Source organism: Streptomyces sp. WG5 (assembly GCF_049974565.1).
Taxonomy (GTDB): Bacteria; Actinomycetota; Actinomycetes; order Streptomycetales; family Streptomycetaceae; genus Streptomyces.
This window is the reverse complement of the sequence record NZ_JBNGGC010000010.1, coordinates 71,698-87,546: the sequence shown is the minus strand read 5'-3', so window position 1 is coordinate 87,546 and position 15,849 is coordinate 71,698. Positions and strand designations below refer to the sequence as shown.

General features: G+C 72.4%; 18 protein-coding genes. 8 read left to right on the top strand and 10 right to left on the bottom strand.

Annotated elements, in window-relative coordinates; genetic code table 11:
- The first annotated feature begins 16 nt into the window (after positions 1-16).
- Positions 17-1,294: a thymidine phosphorylase gene (locus tag ACP4IX_RS12625; protein ID WP_426525703.1), complete on the top strand. Its 1,278-nt coding sequence runs from the start codon at positions 17-19 to the stop codon at positions 1,292-1,294.
- Positions 1,295-1,390: 96 nt separating this feature from the next.
- Entirely contained in the window at positions 1,391-1,975 is a 585-nt protein-coding gene (locus ACP4IX_RS12620) for a Uma2 family endonuclease (protein ID WP_426555525.1), read from the top strand.
- Position 1,976: 1 nt separating this feature from the next.
- Here ACP4IX_RS12620 and ACP4IX_RS12615 read toward each other — a convergent pair whose 3' ends face one another.
- Positions 1,977-2,897 (bottom strand): AEC family transporter, encoded by a 921-nt coding sequence (locus ACP4IX_RS12615; RefSeq protein WP_426555524.1) that lies wholly within the window; start codon positions 2,895-2,897, stop codon positions 1,977-1,979.
- Positions 2,898-3,023: 126 nt separating this feature from the next.
- On the opposite strand from ACP4IX_RS12615, the gene ACP4IX_RS12610 reads away from it, so the two are divergent.
- Positions 3,024-3,410 carry an STAS domain-containing protein gene (locus tag ACP4IX_RS12610; protein ID WP_426555523.1) on the top strand — a complete coding sequence of 129 codons (387 nt, stop codon included), beginning with the start codon at positions 3,024-3,026 and terminating at the stop codon, positions 3,408-3,410.
- Here ACP4IX_RS12610 and ACP4IX_RS12605 read toward each other — a convergent pair.
- On the bottom strand, positions 3,303-4,307 hold the full coding sequence (locus tag ACP4IX_RS12605; protein ID WP_426555522.1) for a sigma-70 family RNA polymerase sigma factor: 1,005 nt from the start codon (positions 4,305-4,307) through the stop codon (positions 3,303-3,305). The two genes, ACP4IX_RS12610 and ACP4IX_RS12605, sit on opposite strands and share 108 nt — an antisense overlap.
- Before the next feature lie 107 nt (positions 4,308-4,414).
- Positions 4,415-5,716 (bottom strand): MFS transporter, encoded by a 1,302-nt coding sequence (locus ACP4IX_RS12600; RefSeq protein ID WP_426555521.1) that lies wholly within the window; start codon positions 5,714-5,716, stop codon positions 4,415-4,417.
- A gap of 63 nt (positions 5,717-5,779) precedes the next feature.
- Between ACP4IX_RS12600 and ACP4IX_RS12595 the strand changes: the two genes are divergently transcribed.
- Positions 5,780-6,733 carry a LysR family transcriptional regulator gene (locus tag ACP4IX_RS12595; RefSeq protein WP_426525641.1) on the top strand — a complete coding sequence of 318 codons (954 nt, stop codon included), beginning with the start codon at positions 5,780-5,782 and terminating at the stop codon, positions 6,731-6,733.
- A 26-nt stretch (positions 6,734-6,759) separates the two neighbouring features.
- Here ACP4IX_RS12595 and ACP4IX_RS12590 read toward each other — a convergent pair whose 3' ends face one another.
- Positions 6,760-7,521 carry an alpha/beta hydrolase gene (locus tag ACP4IX_RS12590; protein ID WP_426555520.1) on the bottom strand — a complete coding sequence of 254 codons (762 nt, stop codon included), beginning with the start codon at positions 7,519-7,521 and terminating at the stop codon, positions 6,760-6,762.
- A 145-nt stretch (positions 7,522-7,666) separates the two neighbouring features.
- On the opposite strand from ACP4IX_RS12590, the gene ACP4IX_RS12585 reads away from it, so the two are divergent.
- Together ACP4IX_RS12585 and ACP4IX_RS12580 are read left to right on the top strand one after the other, a co-directional pair.
- Positions 7,667-8,833, top strand: coding sequence for an adenosine deaminase (locus ACP4IX_RS12585; RefSeq protein ID WP_426555519.1), 1,167 nt, complete (start codon positions 7,667-7,669; stop codon positions 8,831-8,833).
- Between the two features lie 178 nt (positions 8,834-9,011).
- The gene (locus tag ACP4IX_RS12580) at positions 9,012-9,338 is read left to right on the top strand and encodes an ATP-binding protein (protein ID WP_426525635.1); all 327 of its coding nucleotides are present in this window, start codon (positions 9,012-9,014) and stop codon (positions 9,336-9,338) included.
- 187 nt (positions 9,339-9,525) lie between these two features.
- On the opposite strand, the gene ACP4IX_RS12575 is transcribed toward ACP4IX_RS12580, so the two are convergent.
- The 5 genes from ACP4IX_RS12575 to afsQ1 all read right to left on the bottom strand — a co-directional run bounded on the left by ACP4IX_RS12575 (position 9,526) and on the right by afsQ1 (position 13,403).
- Positions 9,526-9,729 carry a PspC domain-containing protein gene (locus ACP4IX_RS12575; protein WP_426525633.1) on the bottom strand — a complete coding sequence of 68 codons (204 nt, stop codon included), beginning with the start codon at positions 9,727-9,729 and terminating at the stop codon, positions 9,526-9,528.
- A gap of 95 nt (positions 9,730-9,824) precedes the next feature.
- Positions 9,825-10,376 (bottom strand): VanZ family protein, encoded by a 552-nt coding sequence (locus tag ACP4IX_RS12570; protein ID WP_426555518.1) that lies wholly within the window; start codon positions 10,374-10,376, stop codon positions 9,825-9,827.
- 107 nt (positions 10,377-10,483) lie between these two features.
- The gene (locus ACP4IX_RS12565; RefSeq protein ID WP_426525629.1) at positions 10,484-11,104 is read right to left on the bottom strand and encodes a hypothetical protein; all 621 of its coding nucleotides are present in this window, start codon (positions 11,102-11,104) and stop codon (positions 10,484-10,486) included.
- On the bottom strand, positions 11,104-12,729 hold the full coding sequence (locus tag ACP4IX_RS12560) for an ATP-binding protein (protein WP_426555517.1): 1,626 nt from the start codon (positions 12,727-12,729) through the stop codon (positions 11,104-11,106). Before ACP4IX_RS12560 ends, ACP4IX_RS12565 begins: the two co-directional genes overlap by 1 nt.
- Positions 12,726-13,403 (bottom strand): two-component system response regulator AfsQ1, encoded by a 678-nt coding sequence (gene afsQ1, locus ACP4IX_RS12555; RefSeq protein WP_426525625.1) that lies wholly within the window; start codon positions 13,401-13,403, stop codon positions 12,726-12,728. Before afsQ1 ends, ACP4IX_RS12560 begins: the two co-directional genes overlap by 4 nt.
- Positions 13,404-13,627: 224 nt before the next feature.
- Between afsQ1 and ACP4IX_RS12550 the strand changes: the two genes are divergently transcribed.
- Positions 13,628-14,407 carry a SigE family RNA polymerase sigma factor gene (locus tag ACP4IX_RS12550; RefSeq protein WP_426555516.1) on the top strand — a complete coding sequence of 260 codons (780 nt, stop codon included), beginning with the start codon at positions 13,628-13,630 and terminating at the stop codon, positions 14,405-14,407.
- A gap of 213 nt (positions 14,408-14,620) precedes the next feature.
- On the opposite strand, the gene ACP4IX_RS12545 is transcribed toward ACP4IX_RS12550, so the two are convergent.
- Entirely contained in the window at positions 14,621-15,223 is a 603-nt protein-coding gene (locus ACP4IX_RS12545) for a uridine kinase (RefSeq protein WP_426555586.1), read from the bottom strand.
- Positions 15,224-15,404: 181 nt separating this feature from the next.
- On the opposite strand from ACP4IX_RS12545, the gene ACP4IX_RS12540 reads away from it, so the two are divergent.
- A complete protein-coding gene (locus tag ACP4IX_RS12540; RefSeq protein WP_426555515.1) occupies positions 15,405-15,722 on the top strand; it encodes a hypothetical protein in 318 nt (105 codons plus the stop codon).
- Positions 15,723-15,849: the final 127 nt, after the last annotated feature.

Sequence of the window (15,849 nt, the reverse complement as noted above, 5' to 3'; positions counted from 1 at the left end):
AAAGCCAGGTATGGCCATGGACGTCATCTCCGTCATCCGCACCAAGCGTGACCGCGGCGAACTCAGCGACGAGCAGATCGACTGGGTCATCGACGCCTACACGCGCGGCGCGGTGGCCGACGAGCAGATGTCCTCGCTCGCGATGGCGATCCTGCTCAACGGCATGAACCGCGGCGAGATCGCCCGCTGGACCGCCGCGATGATCGCCTCCGGCGAGCGCATGGACTTCTCGTCCCTGTCCCGCCCGACCGCCGACAAGCACTCCACGGGCGGCGTCGGCGACAAGATCACCCTGCCGCTGGCGCCCCTGGTCGCGGCCTGTGGCGCGGCCGTCCCGCAGCTCTCCGGCCGCGGCCTCGGCCACACCGGCGGCACCCTGGACAAGCTGGAGTCCATCCCCGGCTGGCGCGCCCTCCTCTCCAACGAGGAGATGCTGAACGTCCTGGACGGGGTGGGCGCGGTGATCTGCGCGGCCGGTGACGGCCTCGCCCCCGCCGACAAGAAGCTGTACGCCCTCCGGGACGTCACGGGCACGGTCGAGGCGATCCCGCTGATCGCTTCCTCCATCATGTCCAAGAAGATCGCCGAGGGCACCGGCTCCCTGGTCCTGGACGTGAAGGTGGGCTCGGGCGCCTTCATGAAGACGATCGAGGACGCCCGCGAGCTGGCCTCCACGATGGTCGGCCTCGGCACGGACCACGGTGTGAAGACCGTCGCCCTGCTCACGGACATGGCCACCCCGCTCGGCCTCACGGCGGGCAACGCCCTCGAGGTCCGCGAGTCGGTCGAGGTCCTGGCCGGCGGTGGCCCCTCCGACGTGGTCGAGCTGACCCTCGCCCTGGCCCGCGAGATGCTGGCTGCGGCAGGCCTGCCGGACGCCGACCCGGCGAAGGCCCTCGCCGACGGCTCCGCGATGGACGTGTGGCGCCGCATGATCGCGGCCCAGGGCGGCGACCCGGACGCGGCCCTGCCCACGTCGAAGGAACAGCACGTGGTCAAGGCGGGCGCCTCCGGTGTCCTGACCCGCCTCGACGCCTACGACATCGGCGTCGCCGCCTGGCGCCTGGGCGCGGGCCGCGCCCGCAAGGAGGACCCGGTGCAGGCCGCCGCGGGCGTCGAACTCCACGCCAAGCCCGGCGACACGGTCACCGAGGGCCAGCCCCTCCTGACCCTCCACACCGACACCCCGGACCGCTTCGAGTACGCGCTCGCGGCGGTGGAGGGTTCCTACGACGTGGCTCCGGCGGGCACGGACTTCACCGCCTCGCCAGTGGTGCGGGAACGTATCGCCTGACCAGGCGCTTCCCCCCTTCGGGTGAACGGGATCGGTAGACCTCTGCCGGTCCCGTTCGGCATGCTGGCATCGGTGACGCACCGAAGGAGAACCGCCATGAGCGCACTCACCGTGAGCCAGGAGCCCGACCAGAACTGGGACGACCTCGTCCGGTTCTGGGAGGAGATGGAATGGCCCGAGGGCAGCAAGGTGGAGATCATCGAGGGCATCATCACCGTGTCACCAGCTCCGGGACTGCCTCACAACGCCATCGCCGAACGAATTCAGCGCCGCTTGTATTCGGTGATTCCTGGTGAATGGGGGGTATACCAGACGCTCGCACTCGCGGTGCCGTCCCGCCTGGGGATGTTGATCCCGGACATCGTGGTGGCACAGTTGCCCGATCACACCGAGTCCGACACCCACATCCCCGCCACCCTCGCGGAACTCGTCGTCGAGGTCACCTCGAAGTCCAACGCCCGCCACGACCGCGTCAGCAAGCCGGCCCCCTACGCCACAGCCGGTATCCCGCTCTACCTCCTCGTCGACCGCTGGGCCCCCGGCGGGCCCACCGCGACGCTCTACGGTGAACCGAAGGGCGACGTCTACCGGGTACTGAGCGCCGCCAAGTTCGGCGACCCCCTCACCCTCCCCGCCCCCTTCGACCTGACCATCGACACCAGCGAGTTCCCCGAGGCCTGACTCACCCCAGCACCGCCGCCACCCCCACCAGCACCGGCACCGAAACCACCGTCGACACCAGAATCGCGTCCCGCGCCAGCCGCTCGCCCACCCCGTACGTCGACGCGTACGTGTACAGGTTCTGCGCCGCGGGCAGCGCCGACGTCACCACCACGTCCAGCAGCTGCGCGCCCCGCAGTCCGAACACCCCGGACGCCAGCGCCCAGGCCACCGCGGGCTGGCCCACCGTCTTCAGCGCCACCGCCAGCAGCACGGGCCGCCGTTCCACCCCCCGCAGCGGCATCGTGGAGCCGCACAGGCCGATGCCGAAGGCCAGCAGGACCGCCGGCACGGACATGTTGCCGATCAGGGTCAGCGGGTCCATCACGGGATCCGGCACCCGCAGGCCGCTCGCCGCCACCGCGACGCCCGCCAGCGAGCCCAGCGCTATCGGATTGCGCAGCGGCGTCAGCAGCCGCCGCCACAACGGACCCTTCCCGCCCCCGCCCGACAGGTCCAGCACCGTCACCGCCACCGGCGTCACCAGCACCAGCTGGAACAGCAGGACCGGAGCCACCAGCGAGGCGTCGCCCAGCACGTACACGGCGATCGGGATACCGAGGTTGCCGGAGTTGACGTAACCGGAGCACAGCGCGCCGATCGTCGTCCGGCCCACGCCCCAGCCCCGTACCACGCCCACCGCGACGAAGACCCCGGCCACCGCGGCCGTGGACAGCGCCGTCACCAGCAGCCGGCTGGAGAAGACCACCGACAGGTCGGCCGTCGCCAGCGTGGTGAACAGCAGGGCCGGTGAGGCCACATGGAAGGCGAGCTTCGTCAGGACCTCGCGCCCCTGGGGCCCGAGGTGGCCCCGAAGACCGAGCACGTAACCGGCGGCGATGACGACCGCGATGACCGCGAAGCCGGTCAGTACCCCCTGCACGGCACCTCCCCGCCGAGCGGACGGACCTGGTGGGGCATGGCGGGGGGAGGGGATGCGTGGGGCATACAGCAAACCCTCCGGGCAGGGGCGTGCCCAGGTCAATGTGATCTCTGATGGTGGGCACCGATGAGTTCCCCGCCCGCCCCGGGTCTACCGCACGTGGACGCCGTGACACCCGCCGTACTCGTGCTGCCGGGGCCCGTCTCCCGAGGGGAGACACCCCGGCTCTGTGACGAGGTGCGCGCCCTGCTGGAAACCACCCCGGCCGGGGTGGTCGTCTGCGACGTCGGCGGGCTGGGACCGCCGGGGCTCGCCGCCGTCGATCTGCTGGCCCGCCTGGAGCTCACGGCCCGGCGGGCCGGGGGCCGGATCCGGCTGCGCGACCCCGACCCCGCCCTGCACGCCCTACTGGACCTCGTCGGCCTCCGCTTCGAGACGGAGCGGCAGGTCGAACAGCGGGAACCACCTCTTGGTGTCGAGGAAGCAGTGGAACCCGGTGATGCGGCCGTCTGAGATCTCCAGCACCTGGACCGCCCAGGGGGCGTAGCCGCCCGCTTCCTCGTCCGGCTTGTAGTGCGCGAAGGCCGGCAGCCCGTTGGCCTGGACCGGCACCAGCCGCGAGTTCGCGCACGCCGCGCCGAGCGTCGTCATGAAACCGGTGATGTCCGCGGGACCGGCCAGCCACAGGTCGAACGGCGGCATCGTCATCACGGCGTCCTCGTGCAGCAGCGCCGTCAGCGCCGTCATGTCGTAGCCCTCGAAGGCCGCGACATAGCGCTCCAGCAGCTTCTGCTGCTCCTCGTCCAGCGGGTCGGACACCGCCGCGTCGTCGCCCCGCTCCTCCCGCTCGGCGAGGGTCGCGCGGGCGCGCTGCAGGGCACTGTTGACCGACGCGACCGAGGTGCCGAGCAGCTCGGCGACCTCGCTCGCCCTCCACGCCAGCACCTCGCGCAGGATCAGCACCGCCCGCTGCTTGGGCGGCAGCTGCTGCAGGGCGGCCATGAAGGCGAGCCGCACCGACTCCTTGGCGACGGCGGCCTCGGCCGGGTCGGCGGTCGAGGGCAGTACGCGGGCGTCCGGCATCGGCTCCAGCCAGGTGCTGTCCGGGCGGGGGGACAGGGCGGCCCGGGCGAGGGGCGTCGAGTCCGTCAGGTCCATCGGGCGGGCCCGTTTGTTGCCCGCGGTCAGCATGTCCAGGCAGACGTTGGTCGCGATCCGGTAGAGCCAGGAACGGAGGCTGGAGCGGCCCTCGAACTTGTCGTAGCTCCGCCAGGCGCGGACCAGGGTGTCCTGGACCGCGTCCTCGGCCTCGAAGGAGGAGCCGAGCATCCGGTAGCAGTACCCCGTCAGCTCGACCCGGTGCTTCTCCAGCGCGGAATCCAGCTCCGTCGTCACGGTGCCGTTGGTCATCGTCCACCCACCCCTGTGGCGTCCCTTCGTGCGCGTCTTCGCGCCTCGCACTTCGGAAGCTACCGCAGCGGACTGACAATGGCCTGTGCAGTCAGGAAACGCGCAGGTCAGCGAGGCATGCTCAAGGCGCGCACCGGCGTGCCCCCGGCCTGCCGCCGCGCCGCGAGCGAACCGAGCGCCGTGATCGCCACGACGCCCAGCACCGCCAGCAGCCCGACCCCGACCGTCCCGGCCCAGCCTCCGGAGTGGAACGCCATCGCGCCGACCGTGCTGCCCGCGCTGGAGCCGACGTAGTAGGCGGACTGGTACAGCGCCGAGGCCTGGGCGCGGCCGTGCGTGGCCGTCTTGCCGACCGCCGAGGAGGCCACCGCGTGCCCGGCGAAGAAGCCCGCCGTGATCAGCACCAGGCCCAGCAGGACCAGCGGCAGGGACGGGGCGAGGGTGAGCAGCAGCCCCGCCGCGGTCGTGGAGCCGCCCAGGTACAGCGCGCCGCGGCGGCCGAGGCGGCCCACCAGCCGGCCCGCCGTGGACGCCGACACCGTACCGACCAGGTAGACCAGGAAGATCGAGCCGATGAGGCCCTGCGGGAGCGAGAACGGCGCTTCCGCCAGGCGGTAGCCGATCACCGTGTAGACACCGCCGAACACCGTCATGAACAGCGCGCCGATCGCGTACAGGCGGCGCAGCAGCGGGTCGGCGAGGTGGCCGCGGACCGTGCGGGCCAGGACGCGCGGGCGCAGCGAGCCCGGCGTGAAGTGCTTCGGCGCGGGCAGCAGCATCCGGAAGGCCACCGCGCACGCCACCGCCACCACGCCGATCACGCCGACGGCGATCCGCCAGCCCCACTCCTGGGCGACCCAGCCGGTGATGACCCGGCCGCTCATCCCGCCCACGCTGTTGCCCGCGACGAACAGGCCGATGGCGGTGACCAGCGCACGCGGGGTGACCTCCTCCGCCAGGTACGCCGTCGCCGAGGCCGGCAGTCCGGCCAGCGCCGCGCCCTGCACCGCGCGCAGCGCGACGAGCGCCGGCAGCGACGGGGCGAAGGGCACCAGCAGCCCGACGGTCACCGCGACCGCCAGCGACGCCGTCATGACCGTGCGCCGCCCGAAGCGCTCCGACAGCGCGCTCATCGGCAGGACGAACAGCGCGAGGCCGCCGGTCGCGGCGGCCACCGTCCAGCTCGCATCGCCCGCGGTGACGCCCAGGTCGCCCGAGATCAGCGGCAGCAGGGCCTGGGTGGAGTAGAGGAGAGCGAAGGTCGCGACGCCCGCGAGGAAGAGGGCGAAACTCATCCGGCGGTAGCCGGGGCCGCCCGGGGCCATGCGCGAGTCGCGGGTCTCGGGGGCGTCGGAGACGGATGCAGCGGCGCCCACGGTGGTGGACGCCCCGGTATCGGCGGGAGTCATACCGGGACCGTACGAAGCCCGCGACTCATCCGTCCAATGCATGGAATGGCCATAATCGTTCCCATGGTGCATCAGCAAAGCTCACAGGCCCGCCTGTCACCTTCCGGTGACACAGAAGACATCGTCGCGCTGCTCGCGCCCCGCCTCGCGCACTTCGCCGGCGTCGCCCGCACCGAGCACGTCACCCGGGCCGCCCAGGAGATGAACGTCCCTCAGTCGACGCTCTCCCGCGCCCTCGTCCGCCTCGAAGCGGACCTGGGCGTCGACCTGTTCGTGCGCCGCGGCCGCACCCTGGCGCTGACCGTCGCCGGACGCACCTTCCTCGGCTCCGTGGAACGCGCCCTCGCCGAGGTGGAGCGCGCCGCCGACGAGGTCCGCGCGGACGCCGACCCGGCCACCGGCAAGGTCGCCTTCGGCTTCCTGCACACGATGGGCGCCGAGACCGTCCCCGGCCTGCTGCACGCCTTCCGCGCCGACCACCCCCGCGTCCGCTTCAGCCTCGTCCAGAACTACGGCGAGGCCATGCTGGAGCGGTTGCGCGCCGGCGAACTCGACCTCTGCCTCACCTCCCCGGTCCCGGACGCCCCCGACCTGGTCGCCCGCCGCCTGGACGAGCAGAAGCTGCGCCTGGTCGTGCCCGCCGACCACCTTCTGGCCGGGCGCAGGCGCGTCCGCCTCGCCGAGGCCGCCGACGAGGCCTTCGTGACCCTGGAGCCCGGCTACGGCCTGCGCCGCATCACCGACGCCCTGTGCAAGGAGGCCGGTTTCCGGCCCAGGGTGGCTTTCGAGGGGGAGGAGGCGGAGACGCTCCGCGGCCTGGTCGCGGCGGGTCTCGGCGTCGCCCTGCTGCCGCCGCCCGCGGTGCCCCGCCCCGGCGTGGTCGAGCTGACGGTCACCGCCCCCCGCGCGGCCCGTGAGATCGGCGTGGCCTGGCTGGCGGGGCGTACGGACACGCCCCCGGTGGCGGCGTTCAAGAAGTTCCTGCTGTCGAGGAGGGGTCACCTGCTCCCCTCCTGACCCCGGCCGGCCCGAACGCGAGCCTCCTAACGCCGCAACGACTTCCCGAACCCCACCGCCAGCGGCATCCGCAGCCCCAGTGGCGGGGGAGCGGCCAGCGCGTCCTCCACCGGCCGGGAGAACGGCTGCCCGAACAGCACGCCCATCACGAAGTCCTCCGCCAGCGCGGCGACTTCCTCCCGGTAGTGCCGCAGGCCGTGGCCGTCGGAGTGCACTTCGAACCGGCACACGGAACGGTTCGCCTTCTTCGCCCGGGCAGCCAGCCGGAACGAGAGCTCGGGGTCGCAGCGTTCGTCGTTCGTGCCGTGCACGATCAGCACCTGGCGCCCGGCGAGCTGCTTCACCGGTTCGGGTGGCGCGGCCATGTCCTCGTCGGGCAGCCAGGGTGCGATCGCCAGCACCGAGTTGACGGCCTCGTGTCCCCCCGCGCGCAGGGCCGCCCGTCCGCCCATGCCGACGCCGGCCAGGCAGACGGGAACGTCGCCGTAGCGCCGTACGGCCTCGTCCGCGGCCCAGTCGGCGTCCCGGGCGAGGTGGGCCTCCGTGCCGTTCCAGCCGCGGTAGCGGTAGTGCACGACATGCGTCGCCAGTCCCTCCTCCCGGCCCGCACGTGCCAGCCGGCGCCCCAGCGCGCGCACGGAGGAGGCCGCCAGCAACGGGGACGGTCTGCGGCTGGAGACCTCGTCGCCACCGGGGAGCAGCAGCACCACACCGCTCACCGCCGTTCCGTCCGGACCGAGTGTTCGCCCCAGCCGGGCCCGACGGACCGGCGTCGCTTGCTGTGCCATGGCAGAAGATTCTCAGAAGTCCAGGTGTACGCCACCCGTCCTCACAGTCACCGTTACATATCGTCGGATCCGTATACCGCGGCCGGTCTCCTCGGGTCCGCGCGTTCGCCCCGCGTTCTACGCGCGTAGGAGTTAGGGTGCCGAAATGACGAGCCAGAGCAGCGCGAAGACCACCGCGAAGGCCGCCGCGACGACCACCGCGAAGAACATCGCGAGGACTCCGGCGCCGGACCAGATCCGCCGGGCGCCGAAGGTCCTGCTGCACGACCACCTCGACGGCGGACTGCGTCCCGCCACGGTCGTCGAGCTCGCCCGGGCGACCGGCTACGGGAATCTCCCCGAGACCGATGCCGGCCGGCTCGGCGCCTGGTTCCGGCAGGCCGCCGACTCCGGATCGCTGGAGCGGTACCTGGAGACCTTCTCGCACACCGTGGGCGTCATGCAGACCCGCGACGCCCTGGTCCGGGTCGCCGCCGAGTGCGCCGAGGACCTCGCCGAGGACGGCGTCGTCTACGCCGAGGTGCGGTACGCCCCCGAGCAGCACCTCGAAGGGGGGCTGACCCTGGAAGAGGTCGTCGAGGCCGTCGACGAGGGGTTCCGGGAGGGCGAGCGCCGGGCGCGGGGCAACGGCCACCGGATCCGTGTCGGCGCCCTGCTCACCGCCATGCGGCACGCCGCCCGCGCCCTGGAGATCGCCGAACTCGCCAACCGGTACCGGGACCGGGGCGTCGTCGGCTTCGACATCGCGGGGGCCGAGGCCGGGTACCCGCCCACCCGGCACCTGGACGCCTTCGAGTACCTCAAGCGCGAGAACAACCACTTCACCATCCACGCCGGCGAGGCCTTCGGGCTGCCGTCGATCTGGCAGGCCCTGCAGTGGTGCGGCGCCGACCGGCTCGGGCACGGCGTGCGCATCATCGACGACATCCAGGTCCACGAGGACGGCAGGGTCGAACTCGGGCGGCTCGCCTCGTACGTCCGGGACAAGCGCATCCCGCTGGAACTGTGCCCCAGCTCCAACCTGCAGACCGGGGCGGCCGACTCCTACGCCGAGCACCCCATCGGGCTGCTGCGCCGGCTGCAGTTTCGCGCCACCGTCAACACCGACAACCGGTTGATGTCCCACACCGGCATGAGCCGGGAATTCGAGCACCTTGTCGACGCGTTCGGTTACACGCTCGACGACATGCAGTGGTTCTCCGTCAATGCGATGAAATCAGCGTTCATTCCTTTCGATGAACGACTGGCCATGATCAATGACGTGATCAAGCCCGGTTATGCGGAGCTGAAATCCGAATGGCTGTTCCAGTAGAAGGCTTCCACCAGCGATTTCCCGGACGGTGATGGCTGGGAGGGGGGCTACGGTAATACGGAAATGGGGGCGGGCTTTCACAATCCGTCCGCATTTCGATGTTTGCCGCGAGGGGTGTCGCATGTTTACGGTCGAGTACCGCTCGTATCCCCGTCATCCCATTTCGAGGAAGCATTTCATGAAGCAGTCTGTCAAGACCCTCGGTGTCGCCGCCCTCGGTGCCGCCTTCGCCGCCGTCGGTGCGGGCACGGCCGGCGCGGCCCCCCAGCTCCCGGACGTCACCCAGGCGGTGGACTCCGTGGCCCGGACGCTGCCCGCGGAGACCGTCTCCGACGTGGCGCCCCTCACGGCCAACGGGCTGGAGCAGACCCGCCACATCGCCGGTGAGGGTCTGACCGCCGCGCCGCCGCTCGCCGACCAGGTGGTCGCCGAGCAGCTCTCCGACCTCCCGGTCCAGTCGGTCGCCGGCCTGCTCGGCGGCATGCCGGCCAAGGGCCGGGCCTGAGCAGCCTCCCGGCCGGCGGCTGAGCCCGCCTCCTCCCACGCGCCGATGGGGCGCACCCGGTGTCACCGGGTGCGCCCCATCGGCGTACCAGAGGGGAGGTGCGTCCGTCAGTCCGCCGGCGCAGCCCCGTACGGGCCTTCCTCAGGCCCATGGGTCCGTCACCGGGCCAGGGATCCGTCCCGGCCCGTCACCAGGCCGTGCGGGCGGCCTTCTCCTCGGAGGGCAGCAGGAACCACAGGGCGACGTAGAGCAGGAACTGCGGGCCGGGCAGCAGGCAGGAGACCAGGAAGATCACCCGCATCGTGGTGGTGGAGGTGCCGAAGCGCCGGGCCAGCGCGGCGCACACTCCGCCGATCATGCGGCCGTTGGTGGGGCGGGCGAGGCGGGACATCGCGGCTCCTTCGTGAGCGTGTGGTGGGGGCTGCCGTTCGGCTTCCCCTTCATCTGCCTTCCACGCTACGGAGACGAACGGAGCAAAGCGTCGCTCTACGGGGCGATTCCGACCCTGGGAATCGTCGGGGTCCGACCCTGAGTGGGCTCCTCCCGGCGGACGTCCTCCTGGCCGCCCCGCCGGGACCTGCGACGGAGCCGGGCGCGGCCCGCGGGGACCACGGCGAGGTGCGCGAGGGCCACGCCCGCCGTGTTCAGCAGCAGCGAGTCGACGTCGACGACCTGACCGGGCACCCCCGTCTGCAGCAGTTCGATGCCCAGCGACAGCAGGGCCCCCGCTGCCGTGGTGCGCAGCAGGGAGGCGAGCGGCGAGACGGCCAGCCGGCCGCCCGCCATCGGCAGCAGCACCCCCAGGGGCGCCAGCAGCGCGAGCGCCCCGCCGAGGGAGCGGGCCGCCGCGGGCCAGCCGAGCGCCAGATCGGCGCGGATCCCGGCGAGCGGCCGGAGGTTGGGAGGCAGCACCCAGGGGACGTCGAGTGGCCGCAGCGTGTACCAGGCGACGAACGCGAAATGCGTGACCAGGAGGACGCTTCCTGTCACACGGATGCGGAGCGCGGCGCTGCCGCCGAGGAACCCATGACGCTGCACGCACCCCTAGACGCGGCCGCCGCCGTACTCGGTTCCGGTCCCTCCCTCGCAAGGGTGAGGCTTGCGCCACATGGCCCGCCATCCGTCCCCGGGGCGGCCGTCAGCCGTCAGCCGCCCGCGGCCTCGCCGGTCGGCGGTTCGTTGCTGCCCGGCCGGGCGCGGACCTCGTCCGTGCAGACGTAGCGGCGTGCGGGCCGGTCGGAGGGACCGGCCAGGACGACGGAACCGTCGCCCTCGGCCGCGGCCGAGTCGGAGAAGGTGCAGACGACCTGGGCGAGGGCGTACGAGGTGAGGTCGCCGGGGTCGGTGCCGAGGCGCAGCGTGTCCTCGGGGTCGCCGGGGCGCGGGCCGGTCACGGTGATCCCGCGGCTCACGTCCGTGGTGTAGCCGGCCTCCTTCTCCGCGGCCGACGGCGGCGCCGTGAGCTGGTCCAGCAGCGCCTGGGCCACCCGCACGCGCCGCCCGGAGTCCGCCGCGCCGTCCGGCGCCCGCACCGTCCGGTCCACGGCCACCAGTGACGAGCCGCAGAGCAGGAACACCTGCACGGGCACGCCGGGCGCCGTCCGCGTCGACACGTCCGGCTCGGCGAGCGAGCAGCGCACCCGCGAGGGCGCGGGACCGTAGTCCGTGGGCACCTCCGTGGCGCGGATGCCGCACCCGGCGAGCAGCGCGGCCAGCGCGGCCAGACCGGCCAGCCCGGGGAGTGCCGGCAGACGGCGTGCGGTCATCAGACCTGTCCCTTCGCGTCCTTGCCCGTGCTCTCGTCACCCGAGGCGCCCCCGGAACCACCGGAACCACCGGAGCCTCCCGTGTCCTCGGCGTCCTCTTCCGCGGGCGGAGACGGGTCCTGCGGCAGCCGCAGCGTGAACACCGCACCCCCGTCGGGCAGGTTGGAGGCGGTGATCTCCCCGCCGTGGATGTGCGCGTTCTCCAGGGCGATGGACAGGCCGAGCCCGCTGCCCTCGGAGCGCGGCCGGGAGGCGCTCGCCTTGTAGAAGCGGTCGAAGACGTGCGGCAGGACGTCCTCGGGGATGCCGGGCCCGTGGTCCCGCACCCGGATGACCACCTCGTCGTCCGCCCGCGTCACCGAGACCCGCACCGGCGACCCGCCGTGCTTGAGCGCGTTGCCGATCAGGTTGGCCAGGATGACGTCGAGGCGGCGCGGGTCGAGCCGGGCGTGGATGCCGCGCTCGGCGTTCAGGTCGACGGCGTCCAGCCAGGCGCGGGCGTCGATGCAGGCGGTGATCTGGTCGGCGACGTCGACGTCGTCCAGGACCAGCCGGGCGGTGCCCGCGTCGAAGCGGGTGACCTCCATCAGGTTCTCCACGAGGTCGTTCAGCCGCCGGGTCTCGCTGACCACCAGTCGTACGGCCGGCTCGATCATCGGGTCGAAGCCGCCGCCCTCGAACTCCAGCTCCTCCTCCAGTACTTCCGTGACGGCGGTGATCGCCGTCAGCGGTGTGCGCAGCTCGTGGCTCATGTCCGCCACGAAGCGCCGCGACGCCTGCTCCCGGCCGGCCATGTCCGCGACCCGCTTCTCCAGTGCCTCGGCGGCGCTGTTGAACGTCCGTGACAGATCGGCCAGTTCGTCGGTGCCGGACACGCGCAGCCGGGTGTCCAGCTTTCCCTCGCCCAGCCGCCGTGCCGCGACCCCGAGCCGGTGCACCGGCTTCAGCACGGTCGTCGCGAGGGCCTGCGCGAGCAGCGCGGAGCCGAGCAGGGCGAGCGCGGTCGCGATCCCCAGCGACCAGGCGAGCGAGTTCAGGTCCTTGGCCTCCGGCTCCAGCGACTTGAGCATGTAGCCGGTCGGCCCGCCGCCGATCACCTTCGTGCCGGCCACGAGCTGGGGGGTGTCGTCCTCGGTGATCCGCTGCCAGTACAGGTGGTACGGGTGCTTGTTGGCGTTGGTGACCCGCTGCTCCTTGTTCACCGCGGTGCGCAGCGACTCGGGCACGTCGGACAGCGAGAAGCCGCCCAGGCCGCCGGAGCTGCCGTACACGGTCGTGCCGTCGGCGTTCTCGGCGACCAGCAGCACGCTGAACCGCTGGCTGCTGCCCGCCATCTGACCCGCGGCGTGCTGCAACTCGTCCTGGGTGGGGTGCTCGGGCAGCGCGCCCGCCCGGTTCTGCATCTCCCGTTCGAAGTCGCGCAGCACGGCGTCCTGGGTGCGGGTGAGTACCGCCTCCCGGTTCAGCCAGTAGGCGATGCCGGACGCGGACACGGCGGCGGTGAGCGCGACCAGCCCGAAGACCAGCACCAGCCGCAGGCGCAGGCTGGTGAAGCGCAGCCAGGACCAGACTCCCTTGCGAGCCGCGACCCAGCCGCGTGGCCCCCCCTGGTGTTCCTGTGTCACTGAGGCGGATCCAGCCGGTAGCCGACACCGCGCACGGTACGGATCAGGGTCGGGGACGACGGCACGTCCTCGACCTTGGCGCGCAGCCGCTGCACGCAGGCGTCCACCAGCCGGGAGTCGCCGAGGTAGTCGTGCTCCCACACCAGCTGCAGCAGCTGCTGCCGGGACAGCGCCTGCCCCGGCCGCCGGCTCAGTTCGAGGAGCAGCCGCAGCTCGGTCGGCGTGAGCTGGAGGTCCTCGCCGTTCTTCGTCACGGTCATCGCCGACCGGTCGATGACCAGGCTGCCGAAGCTCGCCGAGTCGGTCGACTCCCGCTCCCCGCGCCGCAGCACGGCCCGGATCCGGGCGTCCAGCACCCGGCCCTGGACGGGCTTGACGACATAGTCGTCGGCGCCCGACTCGAGACCGACGACCACGTCGATGTCGTCGTTGCGCGCGGTCAGCAGGATGATCGGCAGCTGGTCGGTGCGCCGGATGCGACGGCACACCTCGAAACCGTCGATGCCGGGCAGCATCACGTCCAGCACGATCAGGTCCGGCCGCTGCTCGCGCAGCAGCTTCAGACCGTCCTCACCGCTGGCAGCGGTGGTCACCCGGTGGCCCTGGCGGCTCAGGGAGATCTCCAGGGCCGTACGGATGGCGTCGTCGTCCTCGATCAGCAACAGGGAAGGCACGGGCTCATTCTGGCCCATGGAGGGGGTGCGGTTCGACCTGTGGGTCCGGATGGGACCCCGACACGCCGCCGGACCCTGTGAAGGAACGGTGGCGCAACCGTGTCGGCCCCCTGTGACAGGTCTGTGACAGTCGGCGGACACGGCCATGAAGTCACGGGGGCAAGCTTGTCGGTACAGGCAACACGGCAGGCCGAACACCGGAAGTCCACGACGGGGGGCGCGAGATGAACACGCTGAAGGGCAACAGCACCAGCGCAGTGGTCACGCGTCTGCACGACGTGCACGTGCACCGGGGTTCCGAGAAGTCCGGTGCCGACGGGGGTCCCTCCCGCACGAGCGTGTTCGAGCGTGGGGGAGGACGGGGGTGCGCTCGCGGCGCCGGGCGTCAGCACACCGCCTACATGGCGGTGGTCGACACGCGTCAGGGGGAGACGCACGGGGGACCGGCGTACGGGGAGGGCCCGGGGGAGCGCCGTTCGCTGTCGGAGGCGGAGTTCACCGCCTACGTCCAGGAGCGCCGCGCCTCCCTGTACGCCACCGCCTACCACCTCACCGGCGACCGCTTCGAGGCCGAGGACCTGCTGCAGAGCGCGCTGTTCTCGACGTACCGGGCGTGGGACCGGATCACCGACAAGGCGGCGGTCGGCGGATACCTCCGCCGCACCATGACCAACCTGCACATCAGCGCCTGGCGGCGCCGCAAGCTCAACGAGTACCCGACCGAGGAACTGCCGGAGACGGCGGGCGACACGGACGCCATGCGCGGCACCGAGCTGCGCACGGTCCTGTGGCAGGCGCTGGCCCGGCTGCCCGAGCTCCAGCGCACCATGCTGGTCCTGCGCTACTACGAGGGCCGCACGGACCCGGAGATCGCGGACATCCTCGGCATCAGCGTCGGCACGGTGAAGTCCAGCATCTGGCGGTCGCTCCGCCGGCTGCGCGAGGACGAGGTCCTCAGCTTCGGCCGCGACCGGGAGGACGCCTTCGGCGAGTTGGTCGCCTGAAGGACGGTCCCCGTGAAAAAAAGTCGGGGCCGGGGTGTATCAGGGGGAGGACACCCGGCTCTTACTCACGGGGAAGCACCACGGGGGACACGGGGGAACAACCCGGGGGGGATACGGGGGAACCCGGGGGGGAAGCACGGGGGAGCACAAAGAGAGCGGGGCTGGAGGGCCGGGGGGTCCGTCCAGTCCCGCTCTTGTGCGTCAGGGGCCGCGTCACACCGCCGTACGCGCCGTGGCGCACCGCCCCGCCGCCGCGGCGGCCAGCCGGCCCATCGCCTCGTCCCGGTCGCAGACGTGGGCGCCCAGGGCCGTCTGCCGTGCGATGACCGACCGTTCCTGCCGCATCAGCCGCCAGCCGCGGCGCAGCAGGAACGGCACGGACTTGCGGCCCTCCCGCAGGTCCCGCAGGAAGCGGCGGCGGAAGGTCGTCAGCGGGCCCCGGCTCAGGCACAGCGCGTCGGCCAGGACGCCCAGGTCGCGGCAGCGGGACACGAGTTCGGCGGCGAACACGCCCTCCGCGAGGAACAGCGGGGTCCGCCCGATGTCGGCCGTCTCCTCGCCGGTGCGGGCGCTCAGCGCGATGTCGTAGACGGGCACGGGCGCACGGCCCGTGCGGCACAACTCCGTGATGGCGGCGACGGCCGCGTCAGCGTCCCACGAGGCGGGGTGGTCCCAGTCGATGTCGGAGCCCTGGGGCACCAGCGGCAGCGACGGGTCCGTGCCCTCCTTGTAGAAGTCGTCGAGGCGCAGCACCGGAAGTCCGGAGCGGGCGGCGAGGAGGGACTTGCCGGAGCCGGAGGGGCCGCAGAGCAGCACGACTCGCGTCGGTATGGGCGGATGGGAGCTCACGGGACACCAGTGTGAGGCATCGAACGGCCGCCGTACGACCCCGCGGACCGGCTTTGAAGCAGGCGTCACATCTCAACTACGCTGCGCACGGCGCCGATTACTCTCCGCGGTGCCTCCGAGGTACTCCGAAGCACGAGGTGGCTCACCGATGGCCCGACACGCGTCCTCCTCCCGCACCCCGGCCGTCCGGCGCGCCCTGGCCGTCCCCGCGCCGCCGGGCGGCACGGAGCAGGGGGCGGGCCTCCAGGCGGTGACCGGCGCGGTCGGCCACGTCGCCGGTCCGGCCGCCGACCTCAGGCCCAACCCGCTGGCCGGCACCGGCGTCGACCCGCTGGACAACGGCGTCGGCACACAGGTGGCCGACTTCCGGCCGCTCACCTCGACGGCGCTGACGGGGCCGGTCGCGCAGGCGCGGTCGGTCGGCGGCGTGCCGGTGGTGGGACAGGCCGCGGAGTCGCTGCGCTGACGCCCGTTGGAAGGGCTGTGCCGTCCCCACGGCCGGCGGAGGCCGGGCGATCCGTACGGAACCGGCCCTGCGGGGCGAGGATCGTCCGCCAGCTCGTCGACGGTGTCCAGTACCGATACCAGTACTG